Annotated in this window: 15 protein-coding genes, 1 rRNA gene and 2 riboswitches; of the genes, 11 read left to right on the plus strand and 5 right to left on the minus strand. The window is 39.0% G+C overall.

The window, feature by feature from the left end; genetic code table 11:
* The first annotated feature begins 657 nt into the window (after positions 1-657).
* The 9 genes from MKY37_RS14360 (at position 658) to guaA (ending at position 14188) form a co-directional block, all read left to right on the plus strand.
* Entirely contained in the window at positions 658-1410 is a 753-nt protein-coding gene (locus MKY37_RS14360) for an exodeoxyribonuclease III (protein WP_340778166.1), read from the plus strand.
* Between the two features lie 103 nt (positions 1411-1513).
* Positions 1514-2794, plus strand: a complete 1281-nt coding sequence (locus MKY37_RS14365; RefSeq protein WP_340778168.1) for an aminotransferase class I/II-fold pyridoxal phosphate-dependent enzyme — start codon at positions 1514-1516, stop codon at positions 2792-2794.
* Positions 2795-2938: 144 nt separating this feature from the next.
* Positions 2939-5122 carry an outer membrane protein assembly factor BamB family protein gene (locus MKY37_RS14370; RefSeq protein WP_340778171.1) on the plus strand — a complete coding sequence of 728 codons (2184 nt, stop codon included), beginning with the start codon at positions 2939-2941 and terminating at the stop codon, positions 5120-5122.
* A gap of 405 nt (positions 5123-5527) precedes the next feature.
* Positions 5528-7012 carry a nicotinate phosphoribosyltransferase gene (locus MKY37_RS14375; RefSeq protein ID WP_340778173.1) on the plus strand — a complete coding sequence of 495 codons (1485 nt, stop codon included), beginning with the start codon at positions 5528-5530 and terminating at the stop codon, positions 7010-7012.
* Positions 7012-7839, plus strand: coding sequence for an ammonia-dependent NAD(+) synthetase (gene nadE, locus MKY37_RS14380; RefSeq protein ID WP_340778176.1), 828 nt, complete (start codon positions 7012-7014; stop codon positions 7837-7839). Before MKY37_RS14375 ends, nadE begins: the two co-directional genes overlap by 1 nt.
* A gap of 165 nt (positions 7840-8004) precedes the next feature.
* Positions 8005-8955, plus strand: coding sequence for an AAA family ATPase (locus tag MKY37_RS14385; RefSeq protein WP_340778177.1), 951 nt, complete (start codon positions 8005-8007; stop codon positions 8953-8955).
* Positions 8952-10157, plus strand: coding sequence for a DUF58 domain-containing protein (locus MKY37_RS14390; protein WP_340778179.1), 1206 nt, complete (start codon positions 8952-8954; stop codon positions 10155-10157). Before MKY37_RS14385 ends, MKY37_RS14390 begins: the two co-directional genes overlap by 4 nt.
* Entirely contained in the window at positions 10154-12358 is a 2205-nt protein-coding gene (locus MKY37_RS14395; RefSeq protein WP_340778181.1) for a transglutaminase domain-containing protein, read from the plus strand. The genes MKY37_RS14390 and MKY37_RS14395 overlap by 4 nt, the downstream gene beginning before the upstream one ends.
* Positions 12359-12392: 34 nt before the next feature.
* Positions 12393-12494, plus strand: a riboswitch (purine riboswitch).
* A 140-nt stretch (positions 12495-12634) separates the two neighbouring features.
* Entirely contained in the window at positions 12635-14188 is a 1554-nt protein-coding gene (gene guaA / locus MKY37_RS14400) for a glutamine-hydrolyzing GMP synthase (RefSeq protein ID WP_305080237.1), read from the plus strand.
* 212 nt (positions 14189-14400) lie between these two features.
* Here guaA and MKY37_RS14405 read toward each other — a convergent pair whose 3' ends face one another.
* From MKY37_RS14405 to MKY37_RS14425, 5 genes are all read right to left on the minus strand, one after another.
* Positions 14401-15273 (minus strand): CPBP family intramembrane glutamic endopeptidase, encoded by an 873-nt coding sequence (locus tag MKY37_RS14405; protein ID WP_340778184.1) that lies wholly within the window; start codon positions 15271-15273, stop codon positions 14401-14403.
* Positions 15274-15418: 145 nt separating this feature from the next.
* Entirely contained in the window at positions 15419-16063 is a 645-nt protein-coding gene (locus tag MKY37_RS14410; RefSeq protein WP_340778187.1) for a response regulator transcription factor, read from the minus strand.
* Positions 16050-17258 carry a sensor histidine kinase gene (locus tag MKY37_RS14415; protein WP_340778189.1) on the minus strand — a complete coding sequence of 403 codons (1209 nt, stop codon included), beginning with the start codon at positions 17256-17258 and terminating at the stop codon, positions 16050-16052. Before MKY37_RS14415 ends, MKY37_RS14410 begins: the two co-directional genes overlap by 14 nt.
* Before the next feature lie 317 nt (positions 17259-17575).
* Positions 17576-17956, minus strand: a complete 381-nt coding sequence (locus MKY37_RS14420; RefSeq protein WP_340778191.1) for a GyrI-like domain-containing protein — start codon at positions 17954-17956, stop codon at positions 17576-17578.
* A gap of 31 nt (positions 17957-17987) precedes the next feature.
* A complete protein-coding gene (locus tag MKY37_RS14425) occupies positions 17988-18914 on the minus strand; it encodes a helix-turn-helix transcriptional regulator (protein WP_340778193.1) in 927 nt (308 codons plus the stop codon).
* 185 nt (positions 18915-19099) lie between these two features.
* A riboswitch (purine riboswitch) is annotated at positions 19100-19201 on the plus strand.
* A 91-nt stretch (positions 19202-19292) separates the two neighbouring features.
* On the opposite strand from MKY37_RS14425, the gene MKY37_RS14430 reads away from it, so the two are divergent.
* Both MKY37_RS14430 and MKY37_RS14435 read left to right on the plus strand, forming a co-directional pair.
* Positions 19293-20624, plus strand: a complete 1332-nt coding sequence (locus tag MKY37_RS14430; protein ID WP_340778195.1) for an NCS2 family permease — start codon at positions 19293-19295, stop codon at positions 20622-20624.
* Between the two features lie 689 nt (positions 20625-21313).
* Positions 21314-22867 (plus strand): 16S ribosomal RNA (locus MKY37_RS14435).
* The last annotated feature ends 25 nt before the right edge of the window (positions 22868-22892 follow it).

Consider the following 22892-nt stretch of genomic DNA (forward strand, 5'->3'; position numbering starts at 1 on the left):
GTACGCTTGGGCGTATAGTCAAGGATTACGGGTGGATAGAGCAAGCCGGCAGGCGTTTTAGCATACTCATCCGTTGCACTTGCCTTTTGGCCATTGACCCGTGATTTCCCTCCTTGTGTAATTCCTATAAAGAAATATAATAAAGGAATAGAAGCAACTAAGGGGGTCTACATATGAGCTTACTTGCATTTGGAGCTATTTCATTGGTTATTTTGTTTGGTTTTTTTGCGCTTGCTATCGCTATATTTGTATTATTGAGGATGTCCAAAAAATAAAAGAGGCTGGGACAGAAGTAGAAATTTTATTGGATAAGGAGAAATCTTTACTAAATAATGGATATTTAATAAAAATGATTGAAATGGAGGGGCGACTCCTACGGGAATAGCATGACGCCTGAGACTACAGGCTCAGCCCACGCCCGTGGAAAGCGTCCCTGGAATGGAAATCAATTTTGTGCACAGCAAAAAAACAGCATTTTTCTAATTCAGAAAAATGCTGTTTTGGGGTTCTGTCCCAGTCTCTTTTATTAATAAGGATGTTTAATCCCTCTTTAGCAATCTGCAACGCTTTGGTTATCTCTGGTTTTTCATTAAACTAAGATTTTGTTATGATTAACATAAAACTAATTACATAGAATACAATTTTGGAGGAAATAAAATGAAGTTGGTTTCATGGAATGTGAACGGCTTAAGAGCTTGCGTGAAAAAAGGATTTCTGGAATATTTTAATGAAGTAAACGCAGATATTTTTTGTTTGCAGGAAACGAAGCTGCAGGCAGGTCAAATAGAGCTTCCATTGGATGGATATGAACAGTACTGGAATTATGCTTTGAAAAAAGGGTATTCTGGAACAGCAGTGTTTACAAAGATAAAACCAATTTCTGTGAAGTATGGTGTAGGAGATCGTGATTCAGAGGATGAAGGTAGAGTTATTACCCTTGAATTTGATCAATTTTATGTAGTGAACGTATATACGCCGAATGCAAAACGAGATTTAACTAGACTTCCATATCGACTGGAATGGGAAGATGAGATGCGCACTTATTTGAAGACGCTAGATGCTATAAAACCAGTAATTATGTGTGGGGATTTAAATGTTGCTCACGGGGATTTAGATTTGAAAAACGCTAAATCCAATAGAGGAAACTCTGGGTTTACGGATGAGGAACGTGGCAAAATGACGGATTTACTTGGGAAAGGCTTTGTTGATACATTTCGTTATTTTTATCCGGAAACAGAAGGTGCCTATAGTTGGTGGTCTTATATGAATAAGGTAAGAGAGCGCAATATTGGGTGGAGAATTGATTATTTTGTTGCCTCCCAAAAGCTTGTACCATTATTAAAGGATGCTTCTATAGATTCTCATGTACTTGGAAGTGATCATTGTCCGGTTATTTTAAAACTAAAGTAGTGGGTAAATTATGAAATATTCAATATATTTCATGAAAGGGTATAATACTTTAGCCAAATAGAGTACAATACTTTTAAATCAAATATTATGGAGGTACCAATAGATGAATGCTTTAGCAACGCAATTAAACGAGAAAATACAACAAGAAAATCCTGCAATTTATAATATGTTATCGGACTTAGGTAAAAACTTGTATTACCCAAAAGGGATTTTAAGCCAAAGTGCGGAAGCAGGGAAAAAAGCACATCGCTTTAATGCTACTATTGGAATCGCGACGGAAAATGGCGAACCGATGCATTTTCGTCATATACAAAAGAAATTAGATTATAAACCAAATGATATATATCCATATGCAGCTCCTCAAGGTAAGGAAGCTTTACGATCACTATGGAAGGAAAAGCTTTTAGTGGACAACCCATCTATGAAAGGCAAATCGATTGGCACACCGATTGTAACTAGTGCATTAACACATGGCTTAAGTATAGCTGCAGATTTGTTCATGGACGTTGGAGACGTGCTAGTAACACCACAGCAATACTGGGGTAATTACAATACGGTATTCCAAGTAAGAAGAGGCGGCCGTGTTGAAACCTTCCCTCTATTCAATGAAGTTGGTGGTTTCCATGTGGAAGCTTTCCGTGAAACACTTGCTAAACAAACGGAAAAAGCAATTGTTTTGTTAAACTTCCCTAACAATCCTACCGGTTTTACTCCTTCTGTAGAAGAAGCAGAAGCAATCGTCCAAGTGTTGAAGGATGTTGCAGAAGATGGCTTGAAATTAGTTGTTTTACTAGATGATGCTTATTTCGGCTTATTTTATGAGGATTCTATTAAAGAATCATTGTTCGGTTTACTAGCAGACAGCCATGAAAATATTTTGCCAGTAAAAATTGATGGTGCGACGAAAGAAAACTACGTTTGGGGATTACGTGTTGGATTCATCACGTACGCAGCAGCTCCAGAAACTCTAGATGCTTTAGAACAAAAAACGAAGGGCATCATTCGTGGAACTGTTTCAAGTGGATCTCATATTTCTCAGACGATTCTTTTGGAGTCACTTCAATCTGAAGACTTTTTACAAGAAAAAGAAGAGAAGTTCCAAATCATGCAAGGAAGAGCAGTAAAAACGAAGCAAGTCTTAGCGGATGAAAAATACGCAAAGCATTGGACTTATTATCCATTTAACTCAGGATACTTCATGTGCTTGAAGCTAAATACAGTCGATGCTGAAACGTTACGACTGCATCTACTCGACAGGTATGGTGTAGGTGTAATCGCAAGCAATAAAACAGACATTCGTGTAGCATTCTCCTGTGTAGAAGAAAACGATATTCAAGAGCTTTTTGATTTAATCTATGAGGGCTGCAAAGATTTAACAAAATAAAAATTTGATAAAAACTGTTTAAGAGTCTAAAACTCTTGAACAGTTTTTTATTTTGTTTCGAAGTTATATCTGACGGCATTTCTTTCAAATTCGAAACATAAACTATTTAATCAGGACAATTCAAGAGTTTGGAGGGAGAGTCAGATGCGAAACAAAGGGTTATCGGTATCCGCACTATTTTTTATAGGTTTATTAGCTATTTTGGTAGCCTTGTTTATGATATTTTTAGTGGTAAATTTTGAAAGTTCAGATGAAGGGAACGAAGAAGTTCCATATGCCACCATAACAGTAAAAGATGAACCAGAAAAAGAAGCCCAAGTTGAAACTAGTCCATCAACTAATGAAGGAGAAGTAAAGTATGCGCAGGCAGAATGGACAACACATGGTGGAGATTACTACAACAGGCGATATTCTATGCTAAACCAAATTACTACTGAAAATATTGGGGGTTTAAAACCAACTTGGGTTTCAAGTTTAGGATCTGGAGCAGAAGGTAAATATTCTGGTGAAGCTACTCCAATTGTAGTTGATGGTATTATGTATATCGCTACTGGCGCTAATGACGTTTTCGCAATTGATGCTAAAACTGGAGAACAGATATGGGCGTACAATCCTGATATTCCACAAGAGATGGATACAGTCTGCTGCGGGTGGACGACTCGTGGGGTTGCAATTGGTGATGGGAAAGTATTTGTAGGATTACTCGATGCTCGTTTAATCGCACTTGATCAAAAAACTGGAGAAGTCTTATGGGAAACTAAAGTAGCTGAATGGGAAGAAGGCTACACGATTACTAGTGCACCATTATTCTATAACGGGAAAGTATATACCGGGGTAGCAGGAGGAGAATATGGTATTCGTGGTCGGGTAATGGCTTATGATGCAGATTTAGGTTTTGAAGTTTGGCGTTTCTACACAATTCCAAATCCAGCTGATATTAATGGGGATACATGGCCAGCAGATAACGATGCCTGGTTAACGGGTGGTGGTCCAGTATGGAATACACCATCAGTAGATCCTGAACTGGGGTACATTTACTTTGCAACTGGAAATACTGCACCAGATTTAGATGGCAGTAATCGTGAAGGGGATAATTTATATGCCAATTCCGTCGTTGCGGTGAATGCCGAAAACGGTCAATATGTATGGCATTTCCAACAAGTACATCATGATATTTGGGATATGGATCCTGCAAACCCTGTCATTCTTTATGATGTAAAAATGGATGGTGAATTGCGAAAAGGGCTTGGGCAGGCTGGTAAAACTGGTTGGGTTTATCTCTTAGACCGTGTAGATGGAACTCCACTTGTTGGCATAGAAGAAAAACCTGTACCACAGGATGAACGTCAAAAAACTGCAGCAACACAACCGTTTCCTATTGGAGATGCATTTGTTCCGCAGGCTGTAACAGAGGAAGATGTGAAGAATGATCTATCAGCTGATTTTACAGGAGAAATTGGAAGTATTTTCACGCCGTTTTGGGATGTTCCAATAACACTTAAGCCAGGGCCAACTGGTGGGGCAAACTGGCCACCTTCAGCTTATAACCCTGATACCGAATACTTTTATGTATTAGGTAATGACACATATATGTCGTTTGAGAGAAGTGAATTGGAGGAATTCAAAGAAGGAGATCAATATTTTGGAAGTATTTTTGGACCAATTTTAGATGCTCCTGTTCGTGGGACTGTCACTGCGATAGATGTAAAAACAAACAAAATTGCATGGCAGCAAAAGTGGGATGCTCAAGCGTATAGTGGTGTTTTAACTACTAAAGGAAATCTTGTTTTTGTTGGACATAATGATGGACGTCTAATAGCATACGATGCAAAAACTGGCGATCAAGTTTGGGAATACATGATGGACGCAGGAGCAAATGCACCATCCATTACGTATGAAATTGATGGTGAGCAATATATCAGTATTTACGCTGCAGGGAATGCGCTTGCAGGTAGTAAACATGGGGATAAAATATACACATTTAAATTAGATGGAAATCTACCAGAAGGTCAAGTAATTAAATTTCCAGCTAAAAGCACAAAACCTGCAGAAGATTCAACTGCAGGAGAAACAGTGAGCGCAAAACCTGATAAAGGTATTTCTGTATATGATGCAAACTGTTTAGCTTGCCATGGGAACCAGGGGGCAAACGGTCATAATGGACCAAACTTACAAAATAGCGAAGTAGCTGAAAGTAAAGAGGAAGTTATAGCACGTATAGAAGAGGGAGGTTCTTCGATGCCTTCGTTTAAAGATACGCTGACGCCAGAAGAAATTGAAGCAGTGGCGGCTTATGTTGCAGATGTAATTTCTTCACAGGGAGAATAGTGCAAGAAAAAGCTATTAGCTACTCATTAAGTTGTCCTTCAAACTTAGTGGGTAGCTTTTTCTTTTTCTTATGAATTACTAGCGTTCCTGAGTGGCGCATCTAATTCAAAAAAATAACACTTATAATAATTATAGTTATAAGCAACGTTTCTCCGATTACCCGCAACATTCTATCCTGTATGCGCAACGTTTATCGTATACGCAATTTACACCAGGCTAAACGCAACATTGGGTCGTCTATGCGCAACAATCGAACGCATATGCGCAATATTACTGCTAGTAATTGCAACGTGACCGGAAATCTGTACAGCGCCTTTTCCTGACCACTTCTAAATAGGATTACTTGCCAAGAAAAAGGGTAAATAGTGTATACTTAGTTCAATAGTTATGGAGAAGGGGATTTTTATGAAAAAAAATTATCCAGATGACGGTTTAGCATTACATACTGACTTATATCAAATAAATATGGTGGAAGCCTATTGGGCAGATAATATGCATGAACGAAAAGCGGTGTTTGAATTGTTCTTCCGTAAACTTCCATTTGGCAATGGCTATGGAATTTTTGCAGGATTGGAAAGATGTCTTGATTATTTACGGAACTTTCATTTTACTGATAGTGATTTAGCTTACTTACAAGATGAGCTTGGATATAGAGAAGATTTTATAGCGTATTTGCGTACTGTTCGTTTCACTGGAAATGTGTATTCGATGATAGAAGGGGAGCTTGTCTTCCCGAATGAACCGATTATTCGAATTGAATCTACGCTTGCGGAAGCGCAACTAGTGGAAACAGCCTTACTTAATATCGTCAATTATCAAACGTTAATAGCAACTAAAGGATCGCGTATCAAACAAGTGATAAAAGATGAGGTCGCAATGGAATTTGGTTCTAGACGTGCGCAAGAGATGGATGCTGCTATTTGGGGAACAAGAGCTGCATACATAGGTGGAATAGATGGAACTAGTAATGTTCGTGCAGGGAAAATGTTTGGAATTCCCGTTACGGGGACGCATGCTCATTCGTTAGTACAAGCATATAAGGATGAGTATGATGCTTTTCATTCGTATGCGAAGCGCCATAAAGATTGCGTATTTTTAGTGGATACATATAATACATTGAAAACAGGAGTGCCTACAGCTATCAAAGTAGCAAAAGAGCTTGGCGATAAGATTAACTTTATCGGTATCCGTTTAGATTCAGGTGATATTTCGTTTTTATCGAAGGAAGCAAGAAAAATGTTAGATCAAGCTGGTTTCCATGATGCTAAAATTGTTGTGTCCAATGATTTGGATGAATATACGATTCTTAACTTAAAAGCTCAGGGAGCCAAGGTTGATAGCTGGGGTATCGGGACGAAACTAATCACGGCATATGATCAGCCGGCACTTGGTGCTGTTTATAAAATTGTTTCAATTGAAAATGAAGCTGGGGTTATGGAAGATACGATTAAGATTTCTTCTACTACTGAAAAAGTTACGACTCCTGGTCAGAAAAAACTATATCGAATTATCGATAAAGAAAATGGTAAAGCAGAAGGCGACTATATCACGATGTATGATGAAGACCCTACGCATGAGGAACGCTTAAAAATGTTCCATCCAGTGCATACATTTGTCTCTAAATTTGTGACAAATTTTGAAGCAAGGGATTTACATAAAAAAGTGATAGAAAACGGTCAAGTAATCTACGAAATCCCTGAGTTATCTAAGGTTCGTGAGTATGCGCATGAAAATCTTGAATTATTGTGGGAAGAGTATAAACGCTCTTTAAATCCAGAGGAGTATCCAGTGGATTTAAGCCAAAAATGTTGGGATAATAAAATGCGTAATATTCAAGAGATCAAGGAGATGGAACATAATTTTATTGATCAAAATGGAGGTAGATATTAATGTCAGCTAAACAACAAGAAATTATAGCAGCGTTAAAAGTGAAGCCAGCCATTGATGTACAAAATGAAATACGTATTAGTATTGATTTTATGAAGGACTATTTAAAAAAACACCCATTTTTGACAAGTTTGGTTTTAGGGATTTCTGGTGGTCAGGATTCTACATTAGTTGGTAAACTTGCACAGCTTACAATAGACGAATTAAATAAAGAGCTTGGTGAGGATAAATATTCATTTATAGCAGTAAGTTTGCCGTATGGTGTTCAATTTGATGAAACAGATCGTCAAGATGCACTGGATTTTATAAACCCAAGTAAACGTGTGACGATCAACATAAAAGAAGCGGTAGATGCTAGCGATAAAGCTTTAGAAGAAGCTGGTATTATACTATCAGATTTTGCTAAAGGGAATGAAAAAGCTCGAGAGCGAATGAAAGCACAATACTCTATTGCAGCTATGAATAATGGGATTGTTCTTGGGACGGATCATGCAGCAGAAGCAGTAACTGGTTTCTACACTAAATACGGAGATGGCGGGGTAGATATTACCCCCATCTTCCGCTTAAACAAGCGTCAGGGTAAACAATTATTGAAGGAATTAGGATGTCCTGAGCATCTTTATACGAAAATTCCTACTGCAGATTTGGAAGAAAATAGACCTGCACTTCCAGATGAAGTAGCGCTTGGTGTAACGTATGAAGTAATTGATGATTATTTAGAAGGTAAAACGGTGTCGAAGGAATCTCAAGAAAAAATTGAAGGCTTTTATAACAGATCCATGCATAAGCGTCATTTACCAATCACCATTTTTGACGACTTTTGGAAATAATATCAAAGCCGGAATAATAGAACGAAAAGTCGAACTGTCGGTTAAAATGACAGCTCGACTTTTTAATTTGTATTTGTACTTAAGGCAAATTTTGGGTATGCTTATACTGCATTGTATAAATTTTCACGCTAATCTATTTATAAGGTACCTAAGGGGGAAGAATGGATGAGAGAACAAGCGCAGATAGAATCAATTATTGAGAACATAGAAAAAGTAATGATTGGTAAAAAAAATATTGCCCAGCTCGCTGTAGTTGCATTATTGGCACAAGGGCATGTGTTATTAGAGGATGTACCAGGTGTAGGGAAAACGATGATGGTACGCGCCCTTGCTAAATCTATCGGAGCAGACTTTAAAAGAATCCAATTCACACCGGATTTATTGCCTTCGGATGTATTAGGTGTATCTATTTACAATCCAAAGGAAATGGAATTTGAATTTAGACCAGGTCCGATTTTAGGGAATATTGTTCTTGCTGATGAAATCAATCGTACATCTCCTAAAACGCAATCTGCGCTTTTAGAAGGGATGGAGGAAGCTTCCGTTACGATTGATGGAGTGACGATACCAATTCCAAAGCCATTTTTTGTTATGGCAACGCAAAATCCGATTGAACATGAAGGGACATACCCGTTACCAGAGGCGCAGTTAGACCGTTTCTTATTAAAATTAAAGATGGGCTATCCGCATCCGAGGGAAGAGATTGAAGTATTAAATAGATTAGAGCATGCGTCACCGATTGATACTTTAGTGCCCGTCATTTCCTTAGAGGAATTAATCCATCTACAAAGACGAGTGAAAGAAGTAAAAGTAGATGAAACGATGAAGGGCTATATTGTTGACCTCTCTAATCGTACAAGACAGGATACATATATTTATCTAGGGGTTAGCCCTCGTGCATCTATTGCTTTGATGCGCGCATCACAGGGGCTAGCCATGCTTCATGGTAGAGATTATGTTACTCCAGATGATATTCAGTATTTGATGCCTTATGTATTTGGACATCGTGTCATTTTACGCCCAGAAGCACGATATGATGGGATTTCTTCTGAAGAAGTGCTAGCACGAATTGTGAAGCGAACTCCGGTCCCTATTAAGAGGAAAGTAAGTCAATGAAGCGATTGCTTAACCGATGGAGGAAGATTCGAGGAGTAGTAGGCGTGCTGTTTCTGTTAGTTGTAGCATTCGTGTATGCAATGTTTCAAGGGGGATTTGTTAGCTGGTTTTTATTTTATTTGATCGTCCCTATTTCTTTATATTCGTTGCTATTATTTATGAATTCGTTAGCTGATATAGTCGTTGAGCGAATAATTGAGACGCGTAAAGTTCAAAGTGGTGGTAGGTTCTCAGCGACAATTCGTGTGACTAGGAAAAGTCGTTTTCCGCTTATGTACGTTCAGATGGAGGAGAAGGTAAGTCCTTCCCTTACTACAGAAGCTTCTTGGAAACAGCTTACCTTTTGGGGTATGAAAAAAGAATTTACATGGACCTATGAAATAGAGCATATTCCACGTGGTGAGCATGTTTTAGAGGGGATGAGCATTCGAGTTAGTGATTTGTTTGGGTGGGTGAAAAAGGAATTATTTATAGCCAATCCTAAAACAATACTAGTATTCCCTAATTTGACGGAGATGGTCTACATACCAATTGAAACGAGATATGACCAAGGAGCAGCTGCCTCAAGAATCCAAGCAATGAAAGATACATCGATGGCGACTGGAGTTAGATCATACCAACCTGGTGACCGAGTATCGTGGATTCACTGGAAGTCTTTTGCGAGAACGCAAACATTAAAAACAAAGGAATTTGAAGATCGGCAATCTCAGGATATGTTCGTTATGATCGATCGAACTCCTTCGCCTTTGTTTGAGGAAGTGGTCGATTTAACGGCTTCCATTATGCAAGCAATCGTAAGGCACCAAGCTTCCTCAGCATTTCTGTCAGTCGGAGAGGATCGGATGTTTTTACCTGAAGTTCAGACTGATCAACATCTACAGCGAGTACTATACCATTTAACCAAAGTGAGAGATGACTTAACGAAACCACTAGAACAGGTAATTTTGCATGATCCATCGTTGTCTAATGCAACAACTCTTTTATATGTAACTAGTAACTTAACTTATGAATGGATGGATAGTGTACAAAAAAATGCAACGAACCTCCGAGCTTGTACTTGTTTTGTCATAAAAACGAAAACTGAAAAAACTACCCGGGAAGAGAATGCCATGTACAAGTATGCAGCAAGCAGAGGTTTTCAAGTACAGTCTATTACGAAAGATCGCTTTGCCCAAGCCTTTTTGGAGGTGAAACGTTCATGAGTAAAAAAACACAGCAAACCGTACTATCTGTATTTATTTATTCATTTGTTTTTATACTAATGTTGGAGTGGTTAAAACCGGTAATTGAACTCACAGATACGGGTTACTTAGACTTATTTGGTTGGTATTTAGCTATTTCCTTCGCATTTTATCTATTAAAATTGAAATGGGTATATGTATTTCCCGTTAAGTTAGTATATATTTGTTGGGTAATTGTACATATCTATACAGATTTATCTTTCTTATCATTAGATACTTTTAAGTTAATTTGGGGGATGTTCGTAGAAAATATTGTCTCTCTTTTAAGCCAAGACTGGGTAGGAGTTACGAATCCCTTTCGAACATTTTTGTTTTTTATTTTACTATGGATGACTACTTATTTACTAAACTATTGGATACGGCTACGTAAAAACTTGATGTTGTTCTTTTTATTTACGGTTTTATTTATAACGATTTTAGATACGTTTAGTCCATATAGTGGCGAGAAAAGTATCGTTATCGTATTAACTTCTGGGTTCATCATTTTAGGCTTGTTATATGCACAAAAAATGATGCATGAGCAAGATGGTAAGCTACATGGGGCGTTTTTAGTAGCAGGTATTGGATGTTTGTGCGGTGTCATACTTCTTAGTAGTACTCTTGCTTATGTGTTGCCAAAAGCAGGTCCAAGCTGGCCAGATCCAGTACCTTTTCTATTGTCTACTAGTCCAAACGCTTCAAATGGTGAAGATGGAAGAGGTGTGGGTGGAGCTACCCAAAGAGTTGGATACGGGGAAAATGATGAGCGCTTAGGTGGGGCTTTCGCAAGCGATGCTACCCCAGTATTTTATGCAACCGCTCCAACGAAGCAATATTGGAAGATTGAAACGAAGGATACTTATACTTCGAAGGGCTGGGTTAATTCTGCAACAGAACCTCCAATTCTAACGAATTACAAGCTAGGAGAGCCAATTGAATCTGATATAGCACCTGGAACAGAAGATGACTCGTTAGTGGCAAATATTTTCATGTCTCAGTCTTATCCTTTTATCATGCAGCCCTATGGAATTGAGCAGGTTGATTCAGAGCAGCCAGTTACTTTATCGTTAAATGTTAGAAATCAAAAGCTGAATACATTTAACGGGACCGAAGAAACACCTGTTGGGGCCTACAATGTAATGTACAATGAGCCGATTTATAGCTTAAAAGCACTTAGGGAAACGGTGCCTGCAAACTTAGAAGGATTGCCTAGTGAATTCGATCGCTACTTGCAGCTTCCCGAAACATTACCAACGAGGGTAAGAGATTTGGCAACTTCTATTACAACAAATAGTGATAGTTTATATGATAAAGCAAAAGCAATTGAACGGTATTTCAGTCTAAGTGGCTTCAGTTATAATCAGGATATGGCTGCGATTCCGGAGGGCGATACCGACTATGTTGATCAGTTTTTATTTGATACAAAGATAGGCTATTGTGATAACTTCTCGACTTCGATGGTTGTGTTATTGCGTTCTGAAGGAATTCCCGCACGTTGGGTAAAAGGTTTTGCACCAGGAGAGGTAGTCGAACGCCAAAATGGACTTCCGGTTTATGAGGTGACAAATAATAATGCCCACTCATGGGTAGAAGCTTATTTCCCAGGTGTAGGATGGATGACGTTTGAGCCAACTATTGGATTTTCGAATGCTGTCAATTTAAATTATGATATAGATACTGAAAAAGATGAATTGGAAACACCTGAAAATACCCCAGTGGAAACTCCAGAAAAAACTCAAGCGGATAAAGATGAGAAGGAAGTTTCTAAAGGTTTTACAGAAATCATGAGCAATATTGCTAAATGGGTATCTGATCATAAAGCGCTAATTTTTTGGACGATATTCGGTTTAGCTTTATTATCTATATTTGCATATCGCCATCGGAGAAAGTGGTTATCAAAAGTATTGATACCGGTTAACCGAATGCGGAAAAACGATTGGGATACGTTTGAAAAAATGTATCACCAGCTATTAAAACAATTAAATGCATATGGAATGACAAGAGAGCAAGGACAGACGTTATCTGCATATGCAAAATATGTAGATGCAAGCCTTGGAGAAACGCATATGCGCAAATTAACGGCTGCATACGAAAAAGGTTTATATGGTAATAATCGAGAAGGCATAGATTATATATCAATGAGAGAAAGTTGGGAAAATTTAATCAATCAGCTTAGTGGTTGATTTTAAGGGCAACAACCTGTAAACTGAAGTCAAATAAAATGACCAATGTTGCCCTCGTATATGTCCGATGATATGGTTCGGATGTTTCTACCAAGTTGCCATTAACAACTTGACTATGAAGGTGAATGCAGTCATGTCTTTTTCAGGCATATGCATTCACCTTTTTGATGTAGAAAACATAAACGCGTAGAAAGAGGTATGCTTTCTAACGCGTTTTTTTATCATTCAATGAGACAGAGGGTATAATTGGATTACTTATAAGAAGAGGTGGAGCTAATGTCTTTAACACCATTGTTAAAAGAACAAGAAAAAATTGTCGTTCTAGATTTCGGAAGTCAATATAACCAATTAATTACGCGTCGTATCCGTGAATTTGGAGTATATAGCGAACTACTTCCACATACAGTTACAGCAGAAGAATTGAAAAAAATAAATGCAACGGGAATTATCTTCTCAGGTGGTCCTAATTCAGTTTACGATGAAAATGCATTCCATATCGACTCAGCAATTTATGACTTAGGTGTGCCAATTTTAGGTATTTGTTACGGGATGCAGTTAATGTCTCAGCATTTCGGTGGGAAAGTAGAAAAAGCTTCTCATAGAGAATATGGTAAAGCAGAGATTAATGTGAAAAATGCAACGCCTTTATTTGGACAACTTCCAGAAAACCAAGTTGTTTGGATGAGCCATGGAGACCATGTAACAGTTGCACCTGAAGGCTTTGAAGTTATTGCAACTAGTCCATCTTGTGAAGTGGCTGCAATGGCAAATGAAGCGAAGAATTTTTATGCTGTACAATTCCATCCTGAGGTTAGACATTCCATTTACGGGATTGAGTTAATTCGTCAATTCGTATTTGATGTTTGTCATGCTAAAGGTGACTGGTCAATGGAGAGCTTTGTTGAAATGCAGCTTCAAAACATTCGTCAAGAAGTCGGGGATAAAAAAGTTCTTTGTGCATTAAGTGGTGGAGTGGATTCCTCTGTAGTTGCGGTATTAATCCATAAAGCAATTGGTGACCAATTAACTTGTATGTTCGTAGATCATAACTTAAACCGTAAAGGTGAAGTGGAGCAAGTTATGAAGACTTTTACAGAAGGCTTTAACATGAACGTCATCAAAATTGATGCTCGTGAGCGCTTCATGAATAAATTAGCCGGTGTTTCAGATCCAGAGAAAAAACGCAAAATTATCGGTAACGAATTTATTTACGTATTCGATGAAGAAGCTTCTAAGTTAGATGGTATGGACTTCTTAGCACAAGGTACTCTTTACACGGATATTATTGAGTCTGGAACTGCAACAGCTCAAACGATCAAATCTCACCATAATGTTGGTGGACTTCCTGAAGATATGCAGTTTAAACTAATTGAGCCATTAAAAACGTTATTTAAAGATGAAGTACGCGCTTTAGGACTAGAACTTGGTTTAGACGAAAAAATCGTTTGGCGCCAACCTTTCCCAGGCCCAGGTCTAGGAATTCGTGTATTAGGTGAAATTACAGAAGAAAAATTAGAAATCGTTCGTGAATCTGATTTCATCCTTCGTGAGGAAATTGCAAAAGCTGGACTTGACCGTGATATTTGGCAGTACTTCACAGTACTTCCTGACATCCGCAGCGTTGGAGTAATGGGCGATGCACGTACGTATGATTACGCAATCGGTATCCGTGCAGTAACCTCTATCGACGGAATGACATCTGACTGGGCACGTATCCCATGGGATGTTCTAGAAAAAGTAAGTGTTCGTTTGGTAAATGAAGTACCTCACATTAACCGCGTAGTGTATGACATTACGAGTAAACCACCAGCTACTATTGAGTGGGAATAACCATTTTTAGATACTTTAAATGTCTGCTATATCCTTATAAATCAAAATGAATTGTGGTTTTGACATAAGGTACTATTCGTCTACCTGCATTTGATTTCATAAAAAACTCCCTTTTATTTGTGTTATTTCACAAGTAGAAGGGAGTTTTTTCATGACAGAAGGGAGGAAATTCCATTGAATTTTACACATATAAATTTAATTGATTCTCAAGTTCAAAGCTTCCCTACTGATGCTCGATGCCTTGCAGAGCCAATCAGCATGGGAATGGCTATCAGAAGACTGATCATAACCGGCACAATAGAGCCCTCGAGTCCAAAATCCCCCCCCGTGAGAAGTTCAGCACCGTTTACTTTCACAGTAAACAGACCGACTGAAGAGTGTCCAGAAACCGGAATACCAAGTAAACCCTCACATGCATTCCAGGCAAAATGCAGTCCCATGGCAAACCACAAATTCCGTCGCCACATGAATGCTGCTCCGAGCAGAAGACCTGCTTCTATAGAAATGGCGAACGAGCTCCATAGTGTTGCCCCTGTATTTCCAAGATGGGCAACTCCAAAGAATAGTGAGGTCACAGCGAGTGCGAGCCAGTTTCCTGCTAATTTACTGATGGCTTGGAACATAAGCCCACGAAAGATGAGTTCCTCAATAATGGCTGCGCCTAAAGCTGCTTCAATGGAGGATATAAGAACAGAACCCATATCCGCACTCGCCCATTGAAAGGAGTAACCTCCCATAGCAACTATTATAAAAGTGGATACTATGATAAAGATTGCCCCAGTTAGTAATCCCATGCCAGCTTCAATTCCTATGCGGTGTGTTGATATCTCTGGAGTTGACCGACTTGCCAGGTATTTCATCGTAAGCTTGTAGACCATAATGGCAACAAAACCCGCTGTTAATGTCAAAAGAAGGGAAAAAATTCCCTCTACTTGTTCTGCTAGAGCACGGAATAGTGAATCCACGAGAATAATACCGATTGACCCTGCAATCATCCAGATGATTGGAAAGCGCCAAAATCGACTCCATGTACTTAATTTTCCACCAACCTGCTGCTTCACTTTGTGTGCAGACGTTTTCTTCATTCTTGCTTCAGCTCCTCTATTGCTTGATAGTTATGAGTATAGGTTGAAAAAGTCATAAAGAGAAAGTGAGCTTTTGTCATTATTTAAACATGACCAAAAAAGCCAGCAACAATAATAAGTTGCTAGCTTCTTAAATATCGGTTTCTTAATGATCCATGATTCCGGAATCTCGGGCTTTACGGGCGGCCTCACGCCTTCCACTCACATTAAGTTTCGAATAAATGGTTGAGATGTAATTTTTAATAGTTCCTTCACTAAGAAATAGTGCCTCAGCAATGTCTTGATTGCGCAAGCCCAAAGCCAGCTTATGCAGCACTTCAATTTCACGGGTACTGAGTCCGTATTCATTACTTTTTGTGGAGGAGTTATTGTTCATACTTTTAATCATTTTACTCGCCATCTCCTGAGTGATTAAAGTCCCTCCCGCATGAACTACCCGTATGCCTGCAGCCAGATCCCTAGGATGAATAGCTTTGAGCAGATAACCTTCTGCTCCATGGCTTAATGCTGTCAATACATACTCTACTTCTCGATAGGAGGTCAGCATAATAACTTTGATTGCAGGTATCTGTTCTTTTATCAGGGCAGTTGCGGCAACGCCGTCCATGACGGGCATATTGATATCCATCAGCACAATATCTGGCCTAAACTGCTCACAGCCTTTAATTGCTTCTTCGCCATTCTTGGCTAACCCGACAATTTCTAAATCTTCTTCCATGGAGAGTACTATGTGCAGACTTTCCAGAATTAATTCCTGATCATCGGCAAGCAACACTTTAATTTTCGCCATGCAGCATCAATCCTTTCAGCGGAATTTCACAACTGACTTCGGTGATTGCTTCATTTCCCACTTTAGGTGACACAAACAGTCTACCTCCCAATCGCTCAACTCGATGTTTCATAGTAGTCAAGCCAAAGCCATATTCCAAATTGTTTTCAATCGGTTTTCCATTATTCTGAATTAACAATTGCAAATTGGACTCGGAAAATCGAAGCTCCAAATGCAGTTGAGACGCTTTTCCATGTTTTAGTGCGTTTGTAAAAGACTCCTGAATGACTCGAAGGATAGTTTGTCGAACTTCAAAACGCATCGGCTGCTCTATTCCAAACAGATTCAAAGTGAGGACTGTTCCAGTGTACTCCCGGAAACTGACCGCAAGCGCCTCAACTTGTCGTGTAAGATTCGACTCCTCTTCTTCTCCCATCTCGTGGACAATGTTTCTCATTTCGTCCAGGTTTTGTTCAGCTAATGCTCTTAAACGAATTAACCGACCTTTTACCTCGGCAGGTTTACGATCCAAAAGGGCAATGGAAGCATCAAGACTCATAATGAGTGAGATAAAAGAGTGCCCCAGTGTATCATGAAGTTCCTTGGACATGCGGTTGCGCTCTTCAAGTAAAGTCATCTTCTCAATCTCATCTGCATAGTGGGTTAACAGCTTATTTTGTTGCTCCACTTCAGCTACCAGTTCATTTTTCTGATAATACGCTTTGGCTATTAAGCTTACCCATAAGCCGATGAAGCAGAATAACAGATTGTCTGCTCCGATACTCAGGGTTTGTTCCCAAGGTAATCTTAAGAAAGACTGAAAGGTAAAAGGAATCAAAGTAACCGCAGGAATGATCCAAAACGTCTGCTTAGTCAATAAGTATCCCATTGTAAGACTCGGTAACAAGTAGTCTGCTTTTGATGTCAAATCCGGATCGAAGACGGAATTCACATAATAAGAACCGCCTAGCAATAGCTCCAGTATGCAGAACCAGACTTTGTTCATCCTTCGTTGAGGAAACCAAAATATCATAGGGATGATAAGTGCTATCATCAACCAGATGAAGTTTAACAATGTTCTGTTCGAAAGCTCACTTTCTGTGAAAAACTGCGACAATAGCAAAATATAATGGTATAAACGCAGGGCAAATATGCCCCAATCCATGAAAGATAATATTTTTTTTATATCGCCATCCCCACTTTTCCAATAAATCACACCAGTGAATCAAGTGTATCATTAAAGTTTACTTCCAACAATTTACTTTTTATTATAAGGTTAAATCTTTTTACAACTACTCCATACTCGATTGGTTGCTTCGTTCATGACTTAGGGAGTAATAGGATCTACCGGCAATATATGTAACCTGAAACTCCGCAAGGTCTGCAAGTATTGTCTCGATTTATTGTAGTATCACCTCACACTAACTTCGTAGTGTATGACATTTAGTGTAAGCCGCCAGCTACTATTAAGTGGTAATAGTTAGTTAATAATAGCCTTGTATCCTTATTGAAAAAAGGATGCAAGGCTATTTTTTACGACTTAGATAAAATGGATAAATAAATGGCTATACTTCCGTTTGTTTTATAAACTTCAAAATCTGTTTTATAAGCTCTCGGCAAATCACTTTCCCAAATTTCTCTCCATGCTTGACCAACACCACTTGGATCTTTTGACTTGACTTCCCAAATATAATATTCTCCATTTGCGATAGTAAAGCTATCTTCTCCGGTATTTTCCTCCGTGCCAATCATGAAGTCAAAGTCACCAGTAAAATCACTTTCATAGTTACCATATATGGCATAAATATCACCATTAACTTTGTTCTGTAAGAACTCCTCCCATTTTTTAGAAAATATACTACTATCATGATTGTTTGTTCTCACTTTATTTCCGTAAATCACTTTAGTTTTCACTTTAAATCTCCACCCTTCTAAAGGGAATATATCATGGTATATATGACAACTGATTGTCATCATTTATTTTTTTGTGGATTTTATTTAATTCATTGTAATATTCTTGTTTCAATGTCTGTGGTTTTATCACATCAACAGTACTACCGAACATTAATAAAAAAGGTATCAGATTTCTATTACTGTCATATTTGAAAGTGACTTTTATATAATTGCTTCTAATTTCAATTTCTTCTTCCAAGAAAAAATCATATAACTTGCCTAACTGATTTCTATGGAAAGTTAGTTCAGCTTGCTCATAAATAGTTGTTATGTTAAATTCTTTTCCTTCTATTGAGGTAGATTCTTCATCTATTAAGAGCTGCTCTCTAATTCGGGTAAGCTTGAACATTCTTCTATCTTTTCTTTTTTCACAATATGCTTCCAGATACCAGCTACCATTTGTTAAAACTATGTTACTGGGAGAAATAACACGGCTAGTAATATCTCCATTTAAAGAAATGTATTTTATTTTCAGCTTTTTTTTCTGTAATATTGCTCCTCTTAAAGTTGCTAGCTTTTCCTTGGTTTCCTGTTCGATTTCTATTCTATGCATAGTGGGAGAATAATAGGAAAGGTGATTAAAAGATTCATCATTTCCTTTTAGATTCTCCAACTTTTCTATGAGAACTTGGTTATCCTCTTGCAATATATTATGCTGTATTTTTAAAGATTCTATAATTTTTTGTTTCTCCTCATCAGAAAACAAGTATTTGTCCATTTTGTAGGAAGGCATCAATCCAACGCCTCCATTTCGACCGTGAATAGTTACGACTGGAAGCCCTGATAATCCTAATGATTCGATATCTCTATAAATCGTTCTTTTACTAACTTCTAGCTTTTTGGCTAGTTCATCTGCTGATACTACTTCCCTATTTAATAAAGTGACTAGTATAGATAATAGTCGTTCAACTTTTGTCATTATGCACACTCCTTCTATATAAGACGTAAGTTAGTAATTCCTTTTAATTATACTAGTGAGAAATGCTTCCGTGCTTTGATTTTCTAGTAATGTTGGAAATGCCACATTGCCGAACTATTTCAACTTATTATTTAAAAATGTTCGGATTTAGTGTTGATTTCCTAAAATAATGATGTTATATTACTAGTATAATTTAATTATGTCGTCGTATAACGTTGGGAATAAGGCCCAAAAGTCTCTACCGAATCACCGTAAATGATTCGACTACGATTAAGTGGAAGAAGGATAATTCTTCCCTTACTTGAGATACTAAAGCATACGACTGATTCACTAGTCGTGTGCTTTTTTCTGTTATACAGACAATAAATGGAGGAAATTATGAAAAAGTATTTTCGATTTGAAGAACTAGGTACAAATTATCGGAATGAGATTATCGGTGGTCTAACTACTTTCTTGGCGATGGCTTATATTCTAGTTGTTAACCCAATGACATTATCTCTGGAAACGGTAGAAGGGTTACCAGAATTTATGTATATGGATAAAGGATCAGTATTTACAGCAACAGCAATCGCCGCTGCAATTGGTTCTATTCTTATGGGGGCAATAGCAAGATATCCAATTGCGCTAGCTCCAGGTATGGGACTCAATGCATTCTTTGCATATACAGTAGTATTAACTTATGAAATTCCGTGGCAGATTGCTTTAACTGGGGTTCTATTCTCAGGTATTATCTTTATTATTCTTTCATTATCCGGTATTCGTGAAACAATTATCAATGCAATCCCTGCAGAGTTAAAGTATGCAGTGGGTGCAGGTATCGGTTTATTTATCACATTTGTAGGTTTACAAAATTCTAAAATCATTGTTTCAAATCCAGATACAGTAGTTTCCTTAGGAGATCTATCTGATCCTAACATTTTATTAACAATCTTCGGACTTGTTATAACTGTTATTATGATGGTAAAAGGTGTTAAAGGTGGGATTTTCTACGGCATGCTGATTACAGCTATTGTCGGAATGATCTTCAGCTTAGTGGCTTTACCTGATGCAATAGTAGGAAGCGTTCCAGATATGGGACCAACATTCGGTGCTGCATTTGATGTATTCTTCGATAATCCAACAGCACTACTTACGACTCAGTTTTTAGTGATAGTACTAACATTCTTATTCGTAGATTTCTTTGATACCGCAGGAACACTAATTTCTGTTGCTAACCAAGCAGGTTTAATGAAAAATGATAAACTTCCGCGCGCTGGTAAAGCGTTATTGGCAGATTCAATTGCAACAGTAGCAGGTGCAGTTTCAGGTACTTCAACTACTACTTCATATGTAGAGTCTACAGCGGGTGTTGCAGCAGGTGCTCGTACTGGATTTGCAGCTATCGTCACTGGTGTATTGTTCTTGTTATCGTTATTCTTCTATCCGGTATTAAGTGTTGTTACTTCATATGTAACTGCACCAGCATTAATCATCGTAGGTGTATTGATGGTATCGGCTTTAGGGCAAATTGATTGGAAGAGATTTGAGATTGCTGTTCCGGCATTTTTCGTTATCCTAGCAATGCCACTTACGTACTCAATCGCAACTGGTATCGCAATCGGATTTTTATTCTATCCAATTACTATGATCGTTGCTGGTAGAATAAAAGAAATTCACCCAATCATGTATGGTCTCTGGGTAGTATTCCTTTGTTACTTTATCTTCTTATAAACGTTTTAGCAGAGAGGGGTATCTTGCCTCTCTTTTTTTGTTTCTTCTATAATAAAAAAGAGTTATTAATTATTAGTATTAAGTAGTCATGTATAAGAATGGGATATTAAAAACTTATAATCTTATCCACTTAGACTTTTAATACAAAACTTGATGATGAAATATGAAATAGAAGATATATACTGATTTAAATTAGATTTTAAAACTATGATTAATAAAAGAAGTAGCCTAATTTAAGTTTACTAATAGTGCTATAAAGTTAGTGTTTTAAAGGGTTTAAATCGAATCTAGTTAATTGTTGAATTTTTTAGAATAAAGTGTTATCATATTTTACACAACATCTTTACTAAAAGGTGTTGACGAAGTTATTAAAAGGGTGTTAAGATACAAAGGTCGCTGAAACAAGACGACAACTTAAACAACATGAACATTGAAAACTGAACATGCAAAACGTTAAGACATACAGCTTATCAGCTAACTTGTTAGAATGATAAGCAAAACAATTTTGACATCATTTAATGATGATGCCAGCAAAACAAATGAGCTTTTAAACTAGTTCTATTCGCTGGATGACGAGACGTAGTGCAGTGCGAGGAAGCAATCGAGAGAGGGAAGGAACGTACTAGCGTACGTGACTGACCGAACGAGTGAAGCTGACAAAGCAATGTGCTGCGTAACGTCATCCAGATCTTATGGAGAGTTTGATCCTGGCTCAGGACGAACGCTGGCGGCATGCCTAATACATGCAAGTCGAGCGAATGACGAAGAAGCTTGCTTCTTCTGATTTAGCGGCGGACGGGTGAGTAACACGTGGGCAACCTGCCCTGTAGATTGGGATAACTCCGGGAAACCGGGGCTAATACCGAATAATCCATTTCCTCACATGGGGAAATGTTAAAAGACGGTCTCGGCTGTCACTACAGGATGGGCCCGCGGCGCATTAGCTAGTTGGTGAGGTAACGGCTCACCAAGGCGACGATGCGTAGCCGACCTGAGAGGGTGATCGGCCACACTGGGACTGAGACACGGCCCAGACTCCTACGGGAGGCAGCAGTAGGGAATCTTCCACAATGGACGAAAGTCTGATGGAGCAATGCCGCGTGAGTGAAGAAGGTTTTCGGATCGTAAAACTCTGTTGTGAGGGAAGAACAAGTACGAGAGTAACTGCTCGTACCTTGACGGTACCTCATTAGAAAGCCACGGCTAACTACGTGCCAGCAGCCGCGGTAATACGTAGGTGGCAAGCGTTGTCCGGAATTATTGGGCGTAAAGCGCGCGCAGGCGGTCCTTTAAGTCTGATGTGAAATCCCACGGCTCAACCGTGGAAGGTCATTGGAAACTGGGGGACTTGAGTACAGAAGAGGAAAGCGGAATTCCAAGTGTAGCGGTGAAATGCGTAGAGATTTGGAGGAACACCAGTGGCGAAGGCGGCTTTCTGGTCTGTAACTGACGCTGAGGCGCGAAAGCGTGGGGAGCAAACAGGATTAGATACCCTGGTAGTCCACGCCGTAAACGATGAGTGCTAAGTGTTAGGGGGTTTCCGCCCCTTAGTGCTGCAGCTAACGCATTAAGCACTCCGCCTGGGGAGTACGGTCGCAAGACTGAAACTCAAAGGAATTGACGGGGGCCCGCACAAGCGGTGGAGCATGTGGTTTAATTCGAAGCAACGCGAAGAACCTTACCAGGTCTTGACATCCCGCTGACCGCTCTAGAGATAGAGTTTTCCCTTCGGGGACAGCGGTGACAGGTGGTGCATGGTTGTCGTCAGCTCGTGTCGTGAGATGTTGGGTTAAGTCCCGCAACGAGCGCAACCCTTGATCTTAGTTGCCAGCATTTAGTTGGGCACTCTAAGGTGACTGCCGGTGATAAACCGGAGGAAGGTGGGGATGACGTCAAATCATCATGCCCCTTATGACCTGGGCTACACACGTGCTACAATGGACGGTACAGAGGGTCGCAACCCCGCGAGGGTGAGCAAATCCCATAAAACCGTTCTCAGTTCGGATTGTAGGCTGCAACTCGCCTACATGAAGCCGGAATCGCTAGTAATCGTGGATCAGCATGCCACGGTGAATACGTTCCCGGGCCTTGTACACACCGCCCGTCACACCACGAGAGTTTGTAACACCCGAAGTCGGTGGGGTAACCCTTACGGGAGCCAGCCGCCGAAGGTGGGACAGATGATTGGGGTGAAGTCGTAACAAGGTAGCCGTATCGGAAGGTGCGGCTGGATCACCTCCTTTCTAAGGATAATATCGGAATACAGAT

The organism is Psychrobacillus sp. FSL K6-2836 (assembly GCF_038003085.1).
Taxonomy (GTDB): Bacteria; Bacillota; Bacilli; order Bacillales_A; family Planococcaceae; genus Psychrobacillus.

Excerpts from the sequence above, each read along its gene's own strand:
- MKY37_RS14410 (WP_340778187.1), bottom strand. The coding sequence starts at position 16,063 with ATGGCGAAAATTAAAGTGTTGCTTGCCGATGATCAGGAATTAATTCTG.
- MKY37_RS14395 (WP_340778181.1), top strand. The coding sequence starts at position 10,154 with ATGAGTAAAAAAACACAGCAAACCGTACTATCTGTATTTATTTATTCA.
- MKY37_RS14430 (WP_340778195.1), top strand. The coding sequence starts at position 19,293 with ATGAAAAAGTATTTTCGATTTGAAGAACTAGGTACAAATTATCGGAAT.
- guaA (WP_305080237.1), top strand. The coding sequence starts at position 12,635 with ATGTCTTTAACACCATTGTTAAAAGAACAAGAAAAAATTGTCGTTCTA.
- nadE (WP_340778176.1), top strand. The coding sequence starts at position 7,012 with ATGTCAGCTAAACAACAAGAAATTATAGCAGCGTTAAAAGTGAAGCCA.
- MKY37_RS14405 (WP_340778184.1), bottom strand. The coding sequence starts at position 15,273 with ATGAAGAAAACGTCTGCACACAAAGTGAAGCAGCAGGTTGGTGGAAAA.
- MKY37_RS14390 (WP_340778179.1), top strand. The coding sequence starts at position 8,952 with ATGAAGCGATTGCTTAACCGATGGAGGAAGATTCGAGGAGTAGTAGGC.
- MKY37_RS14375 (WP_340778173.1), top strand. The coding sequence starts at position 5,528 with ATGAAAAAAAATTATCCAGATGACGGTTTAGCATTACATACTGACTTA.
- MKY37_RS14370 (WP_340778171.1), top strand. The coding sequence starts at position 2,939 with ATGCGAAACAAAGGGTTATCGGTATCCGCACTATTTTTTATAGGTTTA.
- MKY37_RS14365 (WP_340778168.1), top strand. The coding sequence starts at position 1,514 with ATGAATGCTTTAGCAACGCAATTAAACGAGAAAATACAACAAGAAAAT.
- MKY37_RS14425 (WP_340778193.1), bottom strand. The coding sequence starts at position 18,914 with ATGACAAAAGTTGAACGACTATTATCTATACTAGTCACTTTATTAAAT.
- MKY37_RS14385 (WP_340778177.1), top strand. The coding sequence starts at position 8,005 with ATGAGAGAACAAGCGCAGATAGAATCAATTATTGAGAACATAGAAAAA.
- MKY37_RS14360 (WP_340778166.1), top strand. The coding sequence starts at position 658 with ATGAAGTTGGTTTCATGGAATGTGAACGGCTTAAGAGCTTGCGTGAAA.